Source organism: Mucilaginibacter sp. UYCu711 (assembly GCF_050433825.1).
Classification (GTDB): Bacteria; Bacteroidota; Bacteroidia; order Sphingobacteriales; family Sphingobacteriaceae; genus Mucilaginibacter.
Genome location: NZ_JBNPWM010000013.1, coordinates 1 through 20706, shown reverse-complemented (window position 1 = coordinate 20706; position 20706 = coordinate 1). Strand labels below are relative to the sequence as shown.

General features: G+C 44.3%; 21 protein-coding genes. 12 read left to right on the top strand and 9 right to left on the bottom strand.

Annotated elements, in window-relative coordinates; all coding sequences use genetic code 11:
• The first annotated feature begins 207 nt into the window (after positions 1-207).
• Positions 208-831 (top strand): porin family protein, encoded by a 624-nt coding sequence (locus ABIB50_RS23635; RefSeq protein WP_429383857.1) that lies wholly within the window; start codon positions 208-210, stop codon positions 829-831.
• Positions 832-885: 54 nt separating this feature from the next.
• Here the strand turns inward: ABIB50_RS23635 and ABIB50_RS23630 are convergent, their stop codons facing one another.
• Genes ABIB50_RS23630 through ABIB50_RS23615 form a run of 4 tightly spaced genes read right to left on the bottom strand, consistent with a single transcriptional unit; the run spans position 886 to position 2818 of the window.
• Positions 886-1419, bottom strand: a complete 534-nt coding sequence (locus tag ABIB50_RS23630; RefSeq protein ID WP_429383855.1) for a GNAT family N-acetyltransferase — start codon at positions 1417-1419, stop codon at positions 886-888.
• A gap of 1 nt (position 1420) precedes the next feature.
• Complete coding sequence (locus ABIB50_RS23625) at positions 1421-2011, bottom strand: tetratricopeptide repeat protein (RefSeq protein WP_429383853.1); 591 nt, start codon at positions 2009-2011, stop codon at positions 1421-1423.
• A gap of 40 nt (positions 2012-2051) precedes the next feature.
• Positions 2052-2387, bottom strand: a complete 336-nt coding sequence (locus ABIB50_RS23620) for a nucleotidyltransferase domain-containing protein (protein ID WP_429383851.1) — start codon at positions 2385-2387, stop codon at positions 2052-2054.
• 2 nt (positions 2388-2389) lie between these two features.
• Entirely contained in the window at positions 2390-2818 is a 429-nt protein-coding gene (locus tag ABIB50_RS23615) for a nucleotidyltransferase substrate binding protein (protein WP_429383849.1), read from the bottom strand.
• 99 nt (positions 2819-2917) lie between these two features.
• Here ABIB50_RS23615 and guaA point away from each other — a divergent pair, with 99 nt between their 5' ends.
• The 4 genes from guaA (at position 2918) to ABIB50_RS23595 (ending at position 7507) form a co-directional block, all read left to right on the top strand.
• Entirely contained in the window at positions 2918-4447 is a 1530-nt protein-coding gene (gene guaA, locus ABIB50_RS23610) for a glutamine-hydrolyzing GMP synthase (protein WP_429383847.1), read from the top strand.
• Positions 4404-5654 (top strand): ABC transporter substrate-binding protein, encoded by a 1251-nt coding sequence (locus ABIB50_RS23605; protein ID WP_429383846.1) that lies wholly within the window; start codon positions 4404-4406, stop codon positions 5652-5654. Before guaA ends, ABIB50_RS23605 begins: the two co-directional genes overlap by 44 nt.
• Positions 5651-6820 carry an RsmB/NOP family class I SAM-dependent RNA methyltransferase gene (locus ABIB50_RS23600; protein ID WP_429383844.1) on the top strand — a complete coding sequence of 390 codons (1170 nt, stop codon included), beginning with the start codon at positions 5651-5653 and terminating at the stop codon, positions 6818-6820. The genes ABIB50_RS23605 and ABIB50_RS23600 overlap by 4 nt, the downstream gene beginning before the upstream one ends.
• Positions 6821-6970: 150 nt before the next feature.
• A complete protein-coding gene (locus ABIB50_RS23595) occupies positions 6971-7507 on the top strand; it encodes an ORF6N domain-containing protein (protein WP_429383842.1) in 537 nt (178 codons plus the stop codon).
• Positions 7508-7512: 5 nt separating this feature from the next.
• Here ABIB50_RS23595 and ABIB50_RS23590 read toward each other — a convergent pair whose 3' ends face one another.
• Both ABIB50_RS23590 and ABIB50_RS23585 read right to left on the bottom strand, forming a co-directional pair.
• Complete coding sequence (locus tag ABIB50_RS23590) at positions 7513-8085, bottom strand: MarC family protein (protein ID WP_429383840.1); 573 nt, start codon at positions 8083-8085, stop codon at positions 7513-7515.
• A 100-nt stretch (positions 8086-8185) separates the two neighbouring features.
• Positions 8186-9745, bottom strand: coding sequence for an amino acid permease (locus tag ABIB50_RS23585; RefSeq protein WP_429383838.1), 1560 nt, complete (start codon positions 9743-9745; stop codon positions 8186-8188).
• Positions 9746-9913: 168 nt separating this feature from the next.
• Between ABIB50_RS23585 and ABIB50_RS23580 the strand changes: the two genes are divergently transcribed.
• Both ABIB50_RS23580 and ABIB50_RS23575 read left to right on the top strand, forming a co-directional pair.
• Positions 9914-10111: a hypothetical protein gene (locus ABIB50_RS23580; RefSeq protein ID WP_429383836.1), complete on the top strand. Its 198-nt coding sequence runs from the start codon at positions 9914-9916 to the stop codon at positions 10109-10111.
• The gene (locus tag ABIB50_RS23575; RefSeq protein ID WP_429383835.1) at positions 10111-10368 is read left to right on the top strand and encodes a type II toxin-antitoxin system RelE family toxin; all 258 of its coding nucleotides are present in this window, start codon (positions 10111-10113) and stop codon (positions 10366-10368) included. Before ABIB50_RS23580 ends, ABIB50_RS23575 begins: the two co-directional genes overlap by 1 nt.
• A gap of 210 nt (positions 10369-10578) precedes the next feature.
• On the opposite strand, the gene ABIB50_RS23570 is transcribed toward ABIB50_RS23575, so the two are convergent.
• The gene (locus ABIB50_RS23570) at positions 10579-12819 is read right to left on the bottom strand and encodes a sodium-translocating pyrophosphatase (RefSeq protein WP_429383833.1); all 2241 of its coding nucleotides are present in this window, start codon (positions 12817-12819) and stop codon (positions 10579-10581) included.
• A 151-nt stretch (positions 12820-12970) separates the two neighbouring features.
• On the opposite strand from ABIB50_RS23570, the gene ABIB50_RS23565 reads away from it, so the two are divergent.
• The 4 genes from ABIB50_RS23565 to ABIB50_RS23550 all read left to right on the top strand — a co-directional run bounded on the left by ABIB50_RS23565 (position 12971) and on the right by ABIB50_RS23550 (position 18205).
• Positions 12971-14413 carry an APC family permease gene (locus tag ABIB50_RS23565; protein WP_429383831.1) on the top strand — a complete coding sequence of 481 codons (1443 nt, stop codon included), beginning with the start codon at positions 12971-12973 and terminating at the stop codon, positions 14411-14413.
• Positions 14385-15803, top strand: a complete 1419-nt coding sequence (dacB, locus tag ABIB50_RS23560; protein WP_429383829.1) for a D-alanyl-D-alanine carboxypeptidase/D-alanyl-D-alanine endopeptidase — start codon at positions 14385-14387, stop codon at positions 15801-15803. Before ABIB50_RS23565 ends, dacB begins: the two co-directional genes overlap by 29 nt.
• A gap of 130 nt (positions 15804-15933) precedes the next feature.
• Positions 15934-16329 carry a hypothetical protein gene (locus ABIB50_RS23555; protein WP_429383827.1) on the top strand — a complete coding sequence of 132 codons (396 nt, stop codon included), beginning with the start codon at positions 15934-15936 and terminating at the stop codon, positions 16327-16329.
• A gap of 466 nt (positions 16330-16795) precedes the next feature.
• Positions 16796-18205 carry a sulfatase gene (locus ABIB50_RS23550; protein WP_429383825.1) on the top strand — a complete coding sequence of 470 codons (1410 nt, stop codon included), beginning with the start codon at positions 16796-16798 and terminating at the stop codon, positions 18203-18205.
• Between the two features lie 55 nt (positions 18206-18260).
• On the opposite strand, the gene ABIB50_RS23545 is transcribed toward ABIB50_RS23550, so the two are convergent.
• Both ABIB50_RS23545 and map read right to left on the bottom strand, forming a co-directional pair.
• On the bottom strand, positions 18261-18611 hold the full coding sequence (locus ABIB50_RS23545; RefSeq protein ID WP_429383823.1) for a SnoaL-like domain-containing protein: 351 nt from the start codon (positions 18609-18611) through the stop codon (positions 18261-18263).
• Between the two features lie 333 nt (positions 18612-18944).
• The gene (gene map / locus ABIB50_RS23540; RefSeq protein ID WP_429383821.1) at positions 18945-19709 is read right to left on the bottom strand and encodes a type I methionyl aminopeptidase; all 765 of its coding nucleotides are present in this window, start codon (positions 19707-19709) and stop codon (positions 18945-18947) included.
• Between the two features lie 446 nt (positions 19710-20155).
• Between map and ABIB50_RS23535 the strand changes: the two genes are divergently transcribed.
• On the top strand, positions 20156-20368 hold the full coding sequence (locus tag ABIB50_RS23535; protein ID WP_429383819.1) for a hypothetical protein: 213 nt from the start codon (positions 20156-20158) through the stop codon (positions 20366-20368).
• Positions 20369-20706 lie beyond the last annotated feature (338 nt).

Genomic DNA, 20706 nt, shown 5'->3' with positions numbered 1-20706 from the left:
ACGCTATGGTAATTGAACCGCGAAATTAACAAAATCCCTATGAATTTAGTAGGTAATTATTTATAAGGCGGCACACGTGTTATATTAAATATTATTCTACACTTATTATATGATGAACTAAATACCTACCAATAAGTCAGTATTTAAATATTTCCGCCATTAAGTTTAAAACTTAGTTTACTTTCGCTTAACTAAACACCCACAATTATGAAAAAAATATTTACTACACTTTTTATTGTACTTGGCGTTTACTCATTAACCCAGGCACAGTCAAAAAAAACAATGGAATTTGGAGTTAGCGGCGGCATTAACGCCTCTTATGTAACTTCAAGCCAGCAAAACAGCGTCAGCCCCGGCCTTATCTGGGCACCAAATTTTGCCGTATCAGCCGAACGGGCGATTAATGATCAATGGGGTATAAAAGCCAAGGTTATTTATGATCCAAAAGGTTGGGGAGACGGCTATTATGCTTCAAATGGAAAAACTGTTACCGGTGTATATTATTCGATAAATTATATAACCATACCAATTGCCGCTACTATACATTTTGGAAGTGAAAACAACTGGTATGCCAACCTAGGTCCCTATGTGGGCTTTTTATTAAGCGCCAAAGAAAACTATGCCAACACGGATTTAAAAAGCAGTTTTAACAGCACAGATTTTGGTGCCGCCGGCGGGTTAGGGATACAGTTCCCGCTTAACAATAAGTTAAAAATATTTTTTGAGTATGAAGGGCAGCTTGGCTTCTCAAACATATTGGTAAACTTAACAAGCTATAGTGATGGTGCTCAAAATTTCAGATCAGCCTTTAACTTAGGTTTGAAATTTTAATACGTTAACCCGTTAAAACGGCTTGCGGGGTCTATGCTTCGTAAGCCTTTTTATTTACCCTTGTTTCTGCATTTTTAAAATACCTAACACTTCGCCATCAGCTAAAACAGCATCCACCCTTTTAACCGGCGAATAGCCCATTGCGGTATAAAGCGGCACACCGGGCAAGGTTGCCCCCAATTCAAAAGTGGTAAAACCGTTATCGCGGGCCGCGGTTTCGCAAACATTAATAATATGCTTGCCTATCCCCTGCCTGGCATAATCCGGGTGCACAAAAAATGCCCTTATCCTTGCGGCATCCTTCGCAGGGTCAAGTAATGGATCCTCTGTTTCTTTATGCTGATCGCCGCCGTATAACGTATTACGTTTGCTCCACCCGCCGCAACCCACCATTTGGTTATCTTTTTCTATCACATAGTAAGTACCATCAGTTATCAGTTGGCTATCAACCCCGAAAATGTATTTAAGCGCACTTTCAATTTGCTGCGGGGTATAATAATCAGTACTTAATCCGCGAACAGATAAAGCAATCAACTTCATCAGTTGTGGCACATCATCAAACGTTGCCAGTCGTGTTTTAAGCGACATATTATTCTGTTATTATATCGATACAATTCTTACTCAATGTACCAAGCCGCCCGCTTAACAAACGCAGGCCGGCATCATCTTTAATATTTTTATAAAGCGATTGGATCAATGCCAGGGTTTCATCACTTGGGTCGCAAGCCTGTGCTTTTTCCAAATGCGGCAGGGCCTTAAGTACGGCTTTTTTATAATCTTGCATTACTGTTGCATTAGCTGTTTTATCCTTTGTAGCTTGCAGTTTTTTATACAATTCATCAGCAGGCATCAGGTAAATATAGCCTAAAGCGCGGTGCACAACATAATAGTTAGGTACGGCCTTAGCAACAGTTTCGTAATACGGCAGGGCTTTCCCAAACTCTTTATTATCTTCATAAGCCTTAGCTAAAGCATTGTAAAAATAGATGCGGGTTTTAGCCGGGAGCTTATCCACATTAACTAAAATTTGCTGGCCCAGCGTTAAAGTTTTTGCCAGATTGTTGTGCGACCGCGCATCGTTAAAATCCAGGAATTTATCGTAAACCTGGTCGGCAGTTTGGGCTTTGGCAATGGTGCAAAAGCAAAGTATGAATAATAGGGTTATTGTTTTTTTAGGCATGGGATAAAGATAAACGTATTAGGCAGACTATAAAGTTTGCCTAAGCAATTAACTTCTGATCTGCCTGGATATTATTTACGTCCCAGAATATCTTTCCCATCCGGTCGATATGATCTAATAATTCCTTGTTTGCTATGTGATTATAAATAGAAAGATCAAATTTATATGGGAGTAACAGATCGTCCAATTTTAATATGATAAGACTCAATAATTTGAGATCGATATTATTTCCTTTTAAAGCGATATCAATGTCGGATGTTGGTTTAAAATTCCCCTCCGCTCTCGAACCATAGATCACAGCTTTTTCCACAGCAGGATATTGTCCGAGCACATTATGTATTTTGGAGACTATATTTTCTGATAATCCGTATTGCATGGTTAAATAAGTTTACCCTGGCTTCCTGATCTTAAACTTTCGAGTTTACTTTCAAGTGCTTTAAATAAAGCAAAATAAGTATTAATAACTGCGCTGGCAATTTCGTCGGCAGTTTCTTCATTATAAGAGTGCGATGTTAAATTCCGGCTTACCAGCATATTCATCCATTCCTCTCCATCCCCAATTAAATTTATTTTAAAAGCTTCTCTTATAGTATCCCTTGAGCCGGCCACATCTAAAATACCCTGGTAATCTAAATAATCCTTCATAGTATTCCATGCCAGTTCATAGGTATACTCGAAAGCTTTTATCAAACCCTGCTCTTCTAATTCAGATAATTCACCTTTCAAAATAAACTTTTCTAATTGCCCCAAAGCCTTGCGGTAATTTGCAAATCTTTGCAGCCATCGAATATCTTCTGTTGAAGCCATGTTATTAATAATCCCTAAACAAAGATAAGATAATTAATAATTTAAGATTAGTCTTTCTATTTCTCTTCCCAATTTCCCCTTAAAAAACTATCTTTGCCCATGCAAGAAAAAATCCTCATTCTTGACTTTGGCTCGCAGTTTACACAACTCATCGCGCGCCGGGTTAGGGAACTCAACATTTACTGCGAGATCCATCCGTTTAACAAAATCCCAGAAATTGACAGCACTGTAAAAGGAATTATCCTTTCGGGCAGCCCTTATTCGGTTCGCCAGGAAGATGCCCTGCATTTTGATTTCCTGAAGTTTCATGGTAAGCTGCCTATTTTGGCCGTTTGTTACGGCGCACAATACCTGGCCCACTTTCATGGCGGCGAGGTTTTGCCATCAAGCACCCGCGAGTACGGCCGTGCCAACTTAACGTACATCAATGTTTCAAACCCATTGTTTAAGGATATCGCGGTGGGTTCGCAAACGTGGATGTCGCATGCTGACACCATTGCCCGCATAGCTGATCATTTTGAAATAATTGCCAGTACAGATAGCGTAAAAATAGCCGCCTATCAAATAACCGGCACCCAAACCTACGGTATCCAGTTCCACCCCGAGGTTACACATAGTACAGACGGCAAGCAATTGCTGCAAAACTTTTTGGTTGATATCTGCGGATGCAGCCAGGACTGGACCGCCGACTCGTTTGTTGAAACCACCGTTGCCGCCCTTAAAGAAAAAATAGGCGACGATAAAGTAGTATTAGGCTTATCAGGCGGTGTTGATTCATCGGTTGCGGCGGTGTTGCTGCACCATGCTATCGGCAAAAACCTGTATTGTATATTTGTTGATAACGGCTTGTTACGTAAGGACGAATACCAGTCGGTATTGGATTCCTACCAGCACATGGGCCTTAACGTACGTGGCATTGATGCCAAACAACGCTTTTATGACGCGTTAAAAGGCTTATCAGAACCCGAAGCAAAACGTAAAGCCATTGGCCGCGTATTCATCGAGGTATTTGATGATGCCGCGCACGAGGTGCAGGACGTTAAATGGCTTGGCCAGGGCACCATCTATCCCGACGTTATTGAGTCGGTATCAGTTAAAGGACCATCGGCCACCATTAAATCGCACCATAACGTAGGCGGCTTGCCCGACTTTATGAAACTGAAGGTGGTTGAGCCATTAAACACATTGTTTAAAGACGAAGTGCGCCGTGTTGGTAAAGCTTTGGGTATCGACCAAAATATATTAGGCCGCCACCCTTTTCCGGGTCCGGGTTTGGGTATCAGGATTTTAGGCGAGGTAACGCCGGAAAAAGTTGCTATATTACAAGAGGCTGACGCGATTTATATCAACAATTTGCGCGGTGCAGGTGTTTATGATAAAGTATGGCAGGCAGGCACTATATTTTTACCGGTGCAATCGGTAGGTGTTATGGGCGATGAGCGTACTTATGAGCATGTGGTTGCGTTACGCGCTGTTGAGTCGGTTGACGGCATGACGGCAGACTGGTGTCATTTACCATACGAGTTGCTGGCTAAGATATCAAACGAGATCATTAATAATGTAAAAGGGATTAACCGGGTAGTATATGATATCAGTTCGAAACCGCCTGCCACAATTGAGTGGGAATAAGCGGTTAATAGTTTTAGGGATTGCCTTAATAATTGCTGCCTGTTCGCCCAAAGTGCGGCCGGTAGTGGCTCCCCCTAAAACCGAACCTGACAAACCTGTTGTTAAACCAGAGCCGCCAAAACCCAAACCGGTACCGGCAAGGCAGTCAACCATTGCCATGCTGCTGCCCTTTGCGTTGGACCATCTGAACCCCGGCTCCGGTTATACCGATATCAGCTTAAAACAAGCCAATATTGCTTTGGATTATTACCAGGGTTTTAAGCTGGCGCTTGATTCGTTAACCGCGTTGGGTTATAATTATAAACTACATATTTACGACACCAAGGGAGTTGTCTCACAATCGTATGCGCTGGCTTATAACCCACAGGTCCGCGCAAGCGACCTGATAGTAGGCCCGATCTTCCCGGATGATCTGAAGGCGTTTACCAGCGTCCTGGTGGGTGCACGCAAACCTATTGTGTCGCCGTTGGCCCCGGCGGCTCCGGCTACCATTGCCAATCAAAACCTGGTAACGGTTATCCCGCCATTGGAATACCATGCCTGGGCTGCGGCTAAGTATATCACTCAGCGCTTAAATACCCGGAAAGTATTTGTTTTAAAATCGGGCTATTCAGAAGAGAACGATTATATCATCCCCTTTAAAAATACCATCGACAGTTTAAGTAAAGGGCGAACGCAGGTTGTCCAAACTACTATTGTAAGGGGGCGCTTAAACCTGCTGGAAAGTCAGTTTACTACCGATAGCCCCAACATTATCGTAATCCCATCAACCAACCAGGCGTTTTTAGCAGTTACTATGCGGACGCTGGATTCGCTATCGAAAACATATCCTGTTATATTATTTGGGCACCCTAACTGGGAAAAATTCAGTTTTTTACGCAGCGATTTGTTACAGCGCCTGCGCACGCATATAACGTCGGCAGATGTGGTTGACTATAAGGACGCCGCCACAATTAATTTCCAGCGCGCGTACCGTAAAAATTACCGGATTGATCCAAGCGAATATGCTTTAAAAGGGTTTGACCAGGGTATGTATTTTGGCAAGCTATTGGGCGCCAATAATGGCGACGTAAAAAATTTAACCGCCAACGATTTTAACGGCATTGATAACGACTTCCATTTTATAAAAAAACCGGGGGTTGGCTACATTAATACCCATGTTAACATAATGGATTACCGCAATTACGAACTGAGGAAGATAGAATGAAGGCGATAAACCAGCTTAAAACATTTCAGCGCATATTGGGTGAGTACCCTGCCGAAACGCCTTTAGGAAAATTTTTACCGGGCTTTTATCGCCAGAATAAACAAATGGGCTCAAGCGACCGGCGTGTTGCCAACCGGTTAATGTATAACTACTTTAGGTTAGGCAAAGCCCTTTGGAACACTCCTACCGAAGACCGTTTGATGGTTGCCGAATTCTTATGCAATACACAGGTAAACTCGTTCCTGCAGCATTTTAAACCCGACTGGGCAGCTTGCGTTGGTTTTACTATTGAAGATAAAATAGACCTGGTTACCAAAACCTATCCTGATTTTAAGTTGGATGATGTTTTTCCGTGGGTTAGCCAGGCATCGCCGGCCATTGATAAACAGGCTTTCCTGAAATCGTTTTTTGTACAGCCCGACCTGTTTATACACGTACATAACGGCTACGACCATTTGGTAAAGGCCGAACTGGTAAAAGCGGCCGTAGCTTTTAAAGATGAAGGTAATGGCTGTATATCGCTGCCAAACGGTACGCGGCTTGAGGCCATCTTCCCTACACAGCATTGGTTCGAGGTGCAGGACTACTCGTCGCAGCAAACGGCCAACTACTTTAAACCCAATAAATGGGATGCCTGGTGGGATGCCTGCGCGGCCAGCGGCGGCAAGTCACTTTTACTGCACGAGCTGGAGCCGAATATAAAACTGGTGGTGTCGGATATCCGCGAATCAATATTAGCTAATTTGGATGAGCGCTTCCGCTCGGCCGGCCTGATGAAATATCAAAAGAAACAGCTTGACCTTACCCAAAACATCGACCAAACCCTGCACGATTACGAGTTTGACGGCATTATCCTCGATGCGCCCTGCAGCGGGTCGGGCACCTGGGGCCGTACGCCCGAAATGATCTCGCAATTTGAACCGCAGAAGATAGAGTTCTTTCAGCGCCTGCAAAAAAACATAGCCGCCAATGTTATTAAATTCCTGAAACCCGGCAAACCGCTCATCTACATTACCTGCTCGGCTTTTAAGGCCGAGAATGAGGATGTGGTTGATTATTTGGTTAAAGAGTGTGGGTTGAAGCTGGAAAGCGTGGAAGTGTTAAAAGGTTATGAGCGTAGGGCGGATAGTATGTTTGTGGCGAGATTGAGCCGCAGCTCCCTCTAAATCTCCCTCCATAGGAGTCCTTTGGACCCGGTAGGGAATACTTTTAATTATTTTTTCTGTTAGTCCCGATCTGTGATCCCGGACTAACATGTAATCAATAATGTCTGATACAAGTTATAAATTCTTGGGATCAAAGAATATATTTGTGTAATGAGTAAGCAAATTAAATCTGTCGCCATACCCGATGAAATCGTAATGGATAAGATCTTTATGATCAGGAATCAAAAAGTGATGCTTGATGAAGATTTGGCAGAATTGTATGGAATAGAAACGAGGCGCTTAAATGAACAGGTCGGACGAAATCCCGATAGGTTTCCTGACGATTTTATGTTTAAATTATCAGAAGAAGAGTTTGGGGACTTGAAGTCGCAAAATGCGACATCAAGTTGGGGAGGTAGAAGAAAACTCCCTAATGCCTTTACAGAACACGGCGTATTAATGTTATCAAGCGTATTAAATAGCAAACAGGCAATACAGGTCAACATACAAATTATGCGAATTTACACACGAATAAGAGAGTTGTTACTAACGCATAAAGATATATTATTACTGGTTGAACAGGTAGAAAAGAAGTTAATTAAGCAAGATCAAAAAATAGAAGTACTATTTACATATCTCAGTAAATTTATCGAAAAAGAAAATAAACCCAGAGTACCTATAGGTTTTAAAACTAAAAAAGAAGATTAAGCCGCTTACAAATGCGTATTACTCCTGAACAGCTTAATCGCGATAGCCAATAAAATTACCCCGAATGCTTTGCGCAGGATGTTGATACCTGTTTTACCCAACAGCTTTTCAAGCCAGCCTACGTTTTTAAGCACCAGGTAAACAAACAGGGTATTGATAACTATAGCCACCAGTATATTCTGCGTTTGATATTGTGATTTCAGGGACAGCAGCGTGGTCATGGTGCCCGCGCCGGCAATTAGCGGGAAAGCCAGCGGGACAATAGATGCCGTGCTGCCCAGATCTTCGGATTTAAACAGGTTGATGCCTAATATCATTTCCATAGCGATAAAAAATATCACCAGTGAACCTGCGATAGCAAACGATGCTACGTCCAATCCGATGATATCCAGTATTTTATCGCCTATCAATAAAAACACAACCATCAGCACCAATACGGCAATACTGGCCTTTTCCGACTCGATATGACCGGCACGTTGGCGCAGCTGTATAACAACCGGTATAGCGCCAAGTATATCAATGATCGCGAAAAGGATCATGGTTATGGAAAGGATCTCTTTAAAAATGAACGGTTGCATAGGTTATGGCGTTAATAGTTAATGCAAAGCTATAAAACAATATCAACAAAAAAGGTTCTGAAAATTCAGAACCTTTTTTAATATGTACATCGAAATGCTATTATTCAACAAACTTAGGGTTTGGCGGATCGTTAGCACTCTCTGGCTTACCGTGCCTTACATGCGAGTTTTTAACGCTATAGCCAAAATAAACTGCCATGCCTATACCCATCCAGATAAACAGGCGCAACCAGTTCTCTAAACCTTCGCTACCCATCATACATAAGCAAATTACTGCACCAAGCGGGCAAACTATGTAATAAAGCGGGGTTTTGAACGGACGCGTAATACCCGGGTCTGTCCTGCGTAATATAAAGATACCGATACATACCAGCACGAATGCGAATAGTGTACCTATACTCACCATATCACCCACAATGCTGTCAGGAATGAACCCACCGAAGACGGATACCATCACAAAAAACAACCATTGCGATTTATAAGGTGTGCGGAACTTAGGGTGCAGTTTTGAAAATATAGACGGAACCAAACCATCAACACTCATGGTATAGAACACGCGGGTTTGGCCCAATAACATCACCAGGATAACTGATGAGAAACCGGCTAAAATAGCTATAGTTACCAGTTTAGCTAACCAGCCGTAACCGCCGCCCATAGCCGCGTTTATAGCATAGGTTACTGATGCTTCTTTACCTTGTAATAAAAACTCTTTGTAAGGCACTAAACCTGTTAACACGTGCGAGAAAAGGATGTATAAAATAGTACAGAATACCAAAGAGATCAGGATACCTTTTGGCATATCTTTCTGCGGGTTCTTGGCTTCCTGCGCAGCGGTTGATACCGCGTCAAATCCAATAAATGCGAAGAATACCACACTCGCTCCGCGTAATACACCCAGCCAGCCGTGGTTAAACGTATCGGCATAGTTTACGGTACCTGTATTGGTGGTAACCGTACCTGCATCAGCAGGGATAAGATATGGCGTATGGTAAGCAGGGTTAATAAAGCTCCAGCCTAAGCCGATGATCATTAACACGATTGCTACCTTAATAATAACGATAACATTGTTTACAGCTGCCGATTCTGCAGTACCTTTTATAAGCAATAGCGTAAGCATTAAAAGGATGAAAATAGCAGGTAAGTTAACTAAACCATGCGTACCCAATTCGCCGGCATACATACCCGTTGTAGTAGTCGACACTTCGAAAGGCGAGTGTGACAAGGCGAACGGGATATGGACATTAAAGAAGGTATCGAGAAAAGTATTAAAATATTGCGACCAGCCGATGGCTACAGTAGCGGCACCCAATGCATACTCAAGCACCAGATCCCAGCCGATTATCCAGGCAATGAACTCGCCCATAGTAGCGTAAGAATAGGTATAAGCCGATCCTGCTATGGGTATCATACTGGCAAACTCAGCATAGCAAAGGCCTGCAAGGGCGCAACCTGCTGCTGCAATTAAAAATGAAATGGTTACTGCCGGGCCCGCGTGCTGGCCGGCTGCAGCTGCTGTACGCACAAAAATACCCGCGCCAATAATAGCGCCAATACCCAAGGCTATAAGCGAGCCAACACCGAGTGTACGCTTTAATGTCTTCTCGCCTTCCTTAGAAGCGGCCATTAATTGCGCAAGAGGTTTCTTAATAAATAGCTTCATGTGTGTTTTTGAAAATCAGTTAATCTAATCCCAAACATAGTTAATTTTTCTGAAAAAAATAATGTGACAAAATATTGATTACAGCACTTAAAATAGAGGGTTTTATAGCTTGAAATAGTTTTTTTTAAATTGAAGAAATATCTCTAAATTTACATTAATCATTTTATCATGAATACTATTCACCCACAATATATCACCGATGAGGACGGAAAAAAAACAGCCGTTGTGTTATCCATGGGTGAATTTGAGCAAATTTTGGATGAGTTGGATGAGTTAGACGATATCAAACTCTTTGACGAAGCTAAAAAAGATAAAGAACCTGCAATGCTGTTTGATGACTATGTCAAACAAAGGTTTTCTAAATAATGCCTGCTTATAAAATCACCATTTCAAGAGTCGCCCAGAAACAGTTGGATAAACTACCCGACAATTTAGCCTTGCGCTTAGTTGATTCGATTTATACTTTGGCTAATGAACCAAGGCCAACTGGTTGCAAAAAATTAAAAGGCAGAGAAGGTTACAGGATAAGAGTTGGCGATTATAGAATTATATATGAGATAATTGATGACATGCTAATTGTTAACGTTGTCAAACTCGGACATAGAAAAGACATCTATAACTAACGGTATACTTTTTCTAACTCCTTTTTTATGTCACTCCATAACCGTGCCTTAGTTTTGCCGTCTACAAACGCTTTATCTCTGCGAAGGATTTCTTCTTTTTGTTTATCTGTAAGTTTTTCTGTTGATCCTTTATTGGTGTCTTCATAATCTAAAGTAAACAAAAAAGGGACACCAACCTGGCATCCCTCCTCTTAAAAAGCTTTAAGCCTATTATGCTTTTTTCTCAACCTTGATCTGGTGTACGTTCATTGATTGTACTTTGATCTCTTTTTGAATATGAGCGTTATGGCCGGCAGCCACATTTAAGTGCGGTGCGATAACCAATGACACGATTGACATTAACTTGATCAGGATGTTCATTGACGGGCCTGAGGTATCTTTAAACGGATCGCCTACGGTATCACCTGTTACTGATGCTTTATGCGGTTCTGATTTTTTGTAGTGCATCTCGCCGTTGATCTCCACACCTTTCTCAAATGATTTTTTAGCGTTGTCCCAGGCACCTCCGGCGTTGCTCTGGAAAATCCCCATCAACACACCCGATACTGTTACACCGGCTAATAATCCACCCAACACTTCAGGGCCGAAGATAAAGCCAACAACAACCGGAGTGATCAAAGCGATCAGTCCCGGGGCAACCATCTCGCGGATAGATGCTTTGGTTGATATGGCCACGCATTTTTCGTACTCGGGTTTAGCTTTGTACTCCATAATGCCCGGGATCTCGCGGAACTGGCGGCGAACTTCTTCCACCATCGCCATTGCTGCACGGCCCACTGCCGAGATACATAATGCCGAGAAGATAAAAGGGATCATCCCTCCCACAAATAAACCAGCTAATACGTTGGCTTTGTAAATATCAATATGCTCAATACCGGCAACACCCACAAAAGCGGCAAATAAAGCCAGTGAGGTTAACGCGGCTGATGCGATGGCAAATCCTTTACCTGTAGCGGCGGTAGTGTTACCTACTGCATCAAGGTTATCTGTACGGTGGCGTACTTCCGGCGGCAACTGGCTCATTTCGGCAATACCACCGGCGTTGTCAGCGATTGGGCCAAACGCGTCGATAGCTAATTGCATAGCTGTTGTAGCCATCATACCTGCGGCAGCAATAGCCACACCATATAATCCTGCAAAAAAGAATGAACCATAAATACCGGCAGCCAATACCAATATCGGCAATACGGTTGATTCCATACCGATAGCTAAACCACCAATGATGTTGGTAGCGTGGCCGGTTGATGATTGTTTAATAATGCTCATCACCGGGCGTTTACCCATTGCGGTATAATACTCGGTAATGATAGACATTAAGGTACCAACCACTAAACCTACCAGGATAGAACCGTAAACACCATTTTTGGTGAATACCAATGAGCCTTCTTTAAGATCGGTAGTTCCTGGTATTACGTCACGGGTTAAGTGCATAAAATCGTTTGGTAACATCCATTGCACTACAAAGTAGGTAGCAACGGCTGTTAAAATGATGGATACCCAGTTACCTATGTTCAAAGCAGTTTGTACACTGTCTGTCTCGTTTTTAATTTTAACTAAAGACGCGCCGACAATCGAGAATATTAAACCTAAACCGGCAATTACCATTGGTAATAAAACCGGGGCAATACCGCCCATGTTATCATGCGATACGATTTCGCGGCCCAATACCATGGTAGCCAGCATTGTTGCTACGTACGATCCGAACAAATCGGCACCCATACCTGCAACGTCACCTACGTTATCGCCTACGTTATCGGCAATGGTTGCAGGGTTACGCACGTCATCCTCAGGGATACCGGCTTCAACCTTGCCAACAAGATCGGCACCTACGTCGGCAGCTTTGGTGTAGATACCACCGCCAACACGCGCGAATAACGCGATAGACTCGGCACCTAACGAGAAACCAGCTAATACGTCAAGCGCTTTAGCCATTGCTTCGCCGTTAACGCTGCCGCCTGTATTTACCACATACATGGTATAAAACACGATGAATAAAGATCCTAAACCAATAATAGCCAAACCTGCAACACCAAGGCCCATTACCGTACCACCGGTAAATGACACTTTAAGCGCTTGTGCCAAACTGGTTTTAGCAGCTTGCGTTGTGCGTACGTTTGATTTGGTGGCGATGCGCATTCCCAGATATCCCGCGAAAGCAGAAAGGAAAGCGCCGATTACAAAAGATATAGCAATAACCGGGCTTGATGTAGCAACTGTAGTACCACTCCAGGCCAGCAATACGCCTGCCACTACTACAAAGTAGCCTAATACTTTCCACTCTGCGCGTAAAAAGGCCATTGCACCGTCGGCTATATAGCCTGCAAGCTCGTTCATTGACGCATCGCCGGTTTCCTGTTTAGTAACCCAGGCCGACTTGATGATCATAAATAAGATCCCGATTAAACCAAAAACGGGGATAAGGTAAATTAAGTAAGTGTTCAGAAAATCCATATACGATGTTAAAATTTATATTTAGTTTGTTTGTTTACAGTTGATACTATGGTATAATTGGTTTCGCAAATTAAGCAAATTAATTTCTTTACAATAGCCTGTCAATTATAAAGTTTTTTGAATAGTTTAGAACTTTAAATCCACACAATTAATGAGTAAGCAAACCGAACCCACAAAATTAAAAGCCACGCTGGGCTTGTTAGACGGCACCATGATCGTAGCCGGATCAATGATAGGCTCCGGTATCTTCATCGTAAGTGCCGATATTATACGTAATGTAGGCTCGGCCGGCTGGCTCATAGCTGTTTGGGTGATAACCGGTTTCATGACTCTTACCGCAGCCGTAAGCTACGGCGAGCTGAGCGCCATGTTCCCGAAAGCGGGCGGACAATACGTGTATTTAAAAGAGGCTTATAATAAACTCATCGCCTTTTTATATGGCTGGAGCTTTTTCGCGGTGATACAAACGGGCACCATAGCGGCGGTGGGTGTAGCGTTCTCAAAGTTTACGGCTTATTTAATTCCGGCGGTTAGCGAGGATAATAAGCTATTCTCTGCTATGATAGGATCGTATAATTTTACGATCAGCGCGGCGCAGTGTGTGTCTATCGTATTAATCATTATCCTTACTTATATCAATACCCGCGGTGTTAAAAGCGGCAAGATCATTCAAAACACCTTTACGCTAACCAAGCTGGCCAGTTTATTCGGGCTGATTATATTTGGTTTGATCATGATTAAGGGCGACGTATGGACAGCCAACTGGACTAACGCCTGGGATATCCATAAATTAAATCCGGATAACTCTACCGTATCCTATACCATGGCAGCGGCTTTGGGTGCTATCGCGGCATCAATGGTGGGCTCTATTTTTAGCAGTGATGCCTGGAACAACGTAACCTTCATAGCCGGCGAGATGAAGAACCCGCAGCGCAACATAGGCTTAAGCTTATTTTTAGGTACGTTGATTGTTACGCTTATTTATGTCAGCATCAACATAGTTTATACCGGTGTATTGCCGCTGCATGATATTGCCACTGCCGAAAAGGACCGTGTTGCGGTATCAGCGTCGCAGGTAATATTTGGCTCGTTCGGTACGGTTATTATCGCGTTGATGATCATGATATCAACCTTTGGCTGTAACAACGGATTGATCATGGCGGGTGCCCGGGTTTATTATACCATGGCCAAGGACGGCCTATTCTTTAAGCGTACAGGCACTTTAAACAAGTTTGCGGTACCAAGCTTCGGTTTATGGATCCAATGCGCTGTAGCCAGTGTACTATGCCTTAGCGGCCGGTATGGCGACCTGCTGGATATGATCTCTTTCGTAGTAGTGATATTTTATGTATTGACTATTTTGGGTATCTACATCCTCCGCGTAAAACGCCCTAACGCCGAGCGCCCGTACAAAGCATTTGGCTACCCGGTATTGCCGGCAATTTATATGCTGATGGGATTGGCCTTTTGCATATTGCTGATCATCTACAAACCACAATTTACCTGGCCGGGCCTTATTATTGTACTTATTGGTATACCTATTTATTATATTTCAAAACCAAAGGATGAAAAGCAGCTGGATAGCCCCGTTTAGTTTATTATTAATTGTTAGCCAGGCATGGGCACAAGATGCCGCTTTACAGCAAAAATTACAGTCGGCGTTTGGCAGGTTCCAGGCTGATGCGCAGTGTAAGTATGCTTCTATAGGTTTAACCGTGCTTGATGCCAAAACCGGCGAACAGGTATTTGCCGCCAACCCGGATATGGGCCTGGCGCCTGGGTCCACCATGAAGGCGGTTACCTCTGTAACCGCGTTAAATGTTTTGGGGAGCGATTATTTATTCCATACCGATTTTGGGTACCGCGGCAGCATCGCCAACGGCACCCTAACCGGCGACGTCATCATAAAAGGTTATGGCGACCCTACCCTGGGCAGCTGGCGCTGGGAAACTACCAGGCAAACCTACATTCTCAACCAAATGGTGTCGGCTTTAAAGAAAGCGGGTATCCGGAAGATAGTGGGGCGTATTATTGGTGATGATACGTATTACACCAGCCAATCTATCCCCAACGGGTGGATCTGGCAGGACCTGGGCACCTATTACGGCGCGGGCACCTCGGCGCTTTGCTGGGGCGAGAACCAGTTTAGCCTGAAGCTGCGGACGGGCCAGGTTAATACACCTGTCGGTATTTCGGGCAGTTCGCCGGCTATACCCTATCTTAACTTCAAAAGCGAGCTTATAAACGGCGCCCCGGGTACCGGCGACCAAGCCTACGCTTACCTGCCAATGGGCGGCAGCAACATCATGTATGTACGCGGCACTTACGCTACCGACCAAACTAAGAAAGCCATAGGCACTGCCCTGCCCGACCCACCTTTCGACCTTGCCTGGCACCTGGCAGATACCTTGAAAACACTCGGTATTACCCTAACCGGCACACCCGAATCTAACACCACCCTGGTTAACAAAGGGCTAACTATGCCGCAGGCTGCCACCACGTTGCTTACAATAAACTCGCCAACTATGGCCAGTATGCTGTACTGGCAAAACCATATCAGCATTAACCTTTATGCCGAGCAGATGCTACTTGCCGTTGCCAACAAAATGGGCAAGCCGGTTAATACCAACAACGCGGTTGAGGCCCTGCAAGACTTCTGGAAAGCCAAAGGTATCGACCCAAATTCGCTTAACCTGTTTGATGGAAGCGGCTTGGCTCCCGGTAACCGCATCACTACCGCTACCATGGCTAAGATCCTGCAGTCGGCTACGGCCAATAGCTGGTACACCGATTTTTACAACAGCCTGCCCGTATACAATGATATGCACATGAAAAGCGGCAGCATCAACAGCTGCCAGGCCTACACCGGCTATCAAACCCATAACGGCCGCCAGCTATGCTTCAGCATTATTATAAACAACTACAACGGCCCCGGCCGCGGCATCAGGGAAAAGATGTTTAAGGTTTTGGATGAGTTGAAGTAGGTTGAGTTTTGGGTTGTGAGTTGTGAGTATTTTTTTGGGTTGCAACTTACTTTTTGCCCCTTCATGCGAAGTCCCCAACAGCGTTATTTATTTTGCGCTTTATTAATTATCTTGCATTATAACCTACCATATGCCAACTGTACATCCCAATTATATTAAAGCGTCTAAAATTGTTTTATTACAACTGGTAATAGCCTTAGTTAACTTCTTTTTGTACTACAACGATATGCATGCCAGGCATAAAAATTATGCACCTATTGCCATGATAGTTGTTTTTGGTATTGTAATTTATTTATTAAGAATAGGTATTAATTGGGTAAAATACTTTTTCCTGGTAGGTTTTGCTTTTGTTAACGGCAAACCGGCTAATTGGGCAGCTATGTTTACCCATGGGCCATTAAAAATCATCTGGGCCATAACCGGCATGTGCATAAGTATTTGGGTGTTATGGTTGTTATTTACCATCCCTAACCAACAGGCATCCAACAAAAAAAGCCCCGATTATCCGGGGCCCGGAATAGTTTGAGTGGTTAGCGCCCCAACGCTCCTCAAACGTGGGAGGTATCTTACCTGCAATTCACTATTTGGTGAATACTACGCGTTTTAACGACATTAACACTCAGCATCAGGCAATTGTACTGTTGTATCGGGCTAAGACGCTCAACCTTTAATGCAGCCCGCTACAAAAAACAGTATCGCCAACCCAATAATTATCCCTAACACAGCTACTATACTACCTATTGATTTTTTCATGGTTTCAAATTGATTTAATGGTCTTTATTACATCATCGTATCAATTTTTAAAAACGCTGGGTGGCGGGGATGTTTTTTATCTCTGCGCCGTTGATCTCCGCGGCTTTCGCTGTCCGAAGTTTACAACGCAGGACGATGTTCGGTTTCGATCTTAGCTAATATTTTTACAACGATAATGCAAAAGTACGGCCTTGCGCTTTTATGCCTAAAACTCATATCTTAGCCCAAACTCCTTTATTATGAAATTCATTTATGCCCTTTTATTGGTTAGCCTGATAGGCACCGCTCCTGCCCCTTTGCAAGCACAACAAGCCAAGCCTAACGTGCTTTTCGTGATGATTGACGATTTGAACGATTACGTTACCCAATTAAAAGGCTATCCCGGTTTAAAAACACCAAATTTGGACCGCTTTGTAAAAACAGCGGTAAACTTTAACCGGGCCTATTGCGCGGCACCGGTTTGTAATCCATCAAGGGCGGCATTGTTGAGCGGGATCTCGCCTTACCGGTCTGGTATTTATGATAACGATAACCGTATCATGGATTCTAAAGTATTGGACAGCGCGGTTTTCCTGCCTGAATTATTTAAAAGCAACGGCTATATCACGCTTACGCGTGGCAAAATATTTCATACAATGCCTAAGCCTGCCCGCAACCAGGCGATGTGGGATGTAAAGGGCGGACAAGGTGGCTACGGCCCGCAACCAACCGAAAAACATATTCAGCCAGGCGTTGCGCCGCCAATGTTTAACTACCAGCCCTGGACAGGGCCGGATACGGACCATCCCGATTATGTAACATCCCAACAGGTAATAGAAAATTTAGGCAAAGATTACGACAAACCGTTTTTTATGGCGGCAGGCCTGTACAAACCGCATAACCCTTGGACCGCCCCTAAGCGTTTCTTTGATATGTACCCTTTAGAAAGTGTGCAGTTACCCCCGGTGTTGGAAGAGGATTGGGACGACCTGCCCGAGATAGCTAAAAAATGGGCAGCCAGCCCGGTAGACTATGAGGCCCTGAAAAAAAGCGGTGAATGGAAAAGCATCGTGAGAGGTTATTTGGCCTGTATCTCATTTATGGACTGGAACTTTGGCCGCATGATGGACGCGTTGGAAAACAGCAAGTATTATAACAATACCATCGTTGTTGTTTCTGCTGATAATGGATTCCACCTGGGCGAAAAGAAACACTTTGCCAAATTCGCGCTTTGGGAGCAAACCTCGCATGTGCTGCATATGTGGCGCGTACCGGGCATGACCAAACCCGGGCAGGTATGCGACGCGCCCACATCGCTCATAAACATCTATCCTACGTTGGTGGAACTATGCGGATTAAACGGCCCAATGTCAAAATTGGATGGCCGCAGTATCGTTCCGCTTTTAAAAGACCCGCTGGCCGATTGGAAATACCCGGCGGTAACAACCTACAAGCAAGGTAACCAGGCTATCCGCAGCAAACAATACCGCTACATAAGGTACAGCGATGGCACCGAGGAACTATACGACGAAGCCAAAGATCCCAAAGAATGGCACAACGTAGCCAAAGACCCGGCGATGAAAAGGGTGATAGTTGAATTTAGGAAGCAAATAAGCCCAAGTTTTGTACCGGCTACTGCCGGTGGTAAAGGTGGCGGCGAGGAAGGATAATTAAGCCAGGCCTATTGTGTCGTTATCATAGCTGTTTGATAAATCGCGATTATATTTACATATTATAAAAGAACTGGTCGCTGATGATCTTACCATCTCTTACTTCATAAACGCCAATTTCGCGCATCATAAAACGGCCGTGCTGTTTATAGGTAGCGTCTATATCCATTGTGAGTGCAAAAAAATTGCCGGTTACAATGGGCGTGGAAATAAGGGTGCTGTGCAGCGTTTCTACCGAATTGAACCAGTTAATATTCTTCTGTAATATCGCGTCCCGCCCGGTCTTTACAGTGTCCGACTCGGTGCTCGTGGCATTTTCAGCATATAACTCGCTGATACAATCCAGATTTTTATCTTCCCGGCATAAAGCCACCAGCCTGTCGGCAATTTGTTGAGTGGTTTGCATATCAATTGGTTTTAGTTGATGCAACGAATATACTTTCATTTTTATTAGTCTGCTAAATCTTTAATCAATGACATGTTGGAAATTTGATTAGCAGGTGTAGAGATTGCTTCGTTCCTCGCAATGACGTAGAGAGAGACGCGCAAAATTCTAACAGCGAAGCAGATTTTATTCCCCTCTTGAGAGGGGGCGCGTGAGGCAGTGCATGGCAGGGGTGTGTTAACGAAGCGGCTAAACACACCCCTGCCCCCTCTCAAGAGGGGAACCGCACAGGCCGCTGCGCTTATCGTATCGTCAGCACAAAACGCTTACAACACACCACCTACAACTCAAAACTCACTCCCAAATCCCGCTCCCTGCGGTAAATATCACGGGCTGGCCGCCGGTTACCATAATGGTATGCTCGTGCTGGGCAACAAAACCGCCTTTATTCCCGGTTAGGGTCCAGCCATCGGCTTGCGTCTCGGCAATGGTCGACCGGGTTGAAATGAAGGTCTCTATCGCTACTACCGAATTCTTTTTAAAACGTGTGGTGTTATAACGGTCGCAGTAGTTGGCTATCTCGTGCGGTTCTTCGTGCAGGCTGCGGCCAACGCCATGCCCGGTCAGGTTTTTTATTACGGTGTAGCCGGCTTTTTTGGCTTCGGTCTCAATCAGCCTGCCTATCTCCGAGATCCTGATCCCACCTTTAATATTGTTGATGGCTTTCTTCAATATCTCTTTTGATGCCGCCACCAGTTTGCCATGGCCGTAGATATCCTCCCCCAATACAAACGATCCGCCGTTATCGGCCCAATAGCCGTTTAACTCGGCCGATACGTCGATATTTACCAGGTCGCCCTCTTTCAATAGCTTATCTGCCGCCGGTATGCCGTGCGCGGCCACCTCGTTAACACTGATACAGGTATACCCCGGGAAACCATAGGTTAGCTTAGGGGCAGACTTTGCGCCCAGTTCGGCCAGCAATTTACCGCCGTACTCATCAAGTTCCTTTGTTGAAATGCCCGGTTTGGCAAACTCACGCATCTTTTTAAGCGTAATGGCCACAGCATCGCTTGCCTGCTGCATCCCGGTTAGTTCGTTTTCGGTAGTTATAGACATCTTAAAATTTTTAGCTGTGCAAAATTAAGAATAAATACGCCGGGCATCGTTTACCGAAAGTCAGTTTATGATAGACAGTTGACGGTAATAAACGCGCGCCGTTGACCCACCCCGCGACCCGCCTACGGCGAGCGCGACCCTCTCTTCGCCTTTGGCGGAAAGAGGGTTGGTCTTACCCTAAATCCCTCTCCTTTGGAGAGTTTTTTTCATTACCCCCTTTCCCGCTTGCGGAAGAGAGGGTCGACGAGCGAAGCGATGTCGGGGTGAGTCCCCGCCGACAGGTAGCTGCCTCACCAGGACCGTCTGTAGGCATCCCGGTAAATTGAATTATCTCAAAAGAAATAAAATTAAATTTTTACGAAACCCTGCAAATTACTCGCACGTATACATACCCGCCCCCCGTATACTGTTTCTTGTAATGCCTTTAAATTTTTATTCTCTTACGTATGGAAGTAATTTACTATGAGCTGATATCGCGGGTTGAAAACAAAACCTGTTTAATTCATAAACAACACCCACAGGTTGAATTTGTGGATAAGCGGCTACACCTGACGTGCTGCTGCGATGATTTTAAAGTGAGCTGCTATATGGAAATATTAGCCATACTTAAAGCGCATAAAGAAGGGCGCAACGGCGGTGGTTTAAGAAGGATGGCTTAGGGTACCGGAGTAACGATGCACCACAAGCGGGATGTTTGCGGTAACGGGCGGGTACCTGCAATCCCGTTAAGTTAAGGAAGCCAAAGTATAATATCGAAACTGAATTTGACTATCAACACCGAACTTTCCCCTTTTTCGATATTGGATCCAGCGCCTGATATTAACCTCAGCCTTACTCCTTAACTTAACGGCATTGCGCGACACCTGTGATAAGGCCAGGTTTAACAACAAAGGCGCACCTGGTAGACTGCCCCCAAAAAGTTAGACACTATTTGGGGGCATTTTTATGAATAAGAAGCACGATGAAATTTTTAAAGGCAAGGTTGTTAAAGAATATT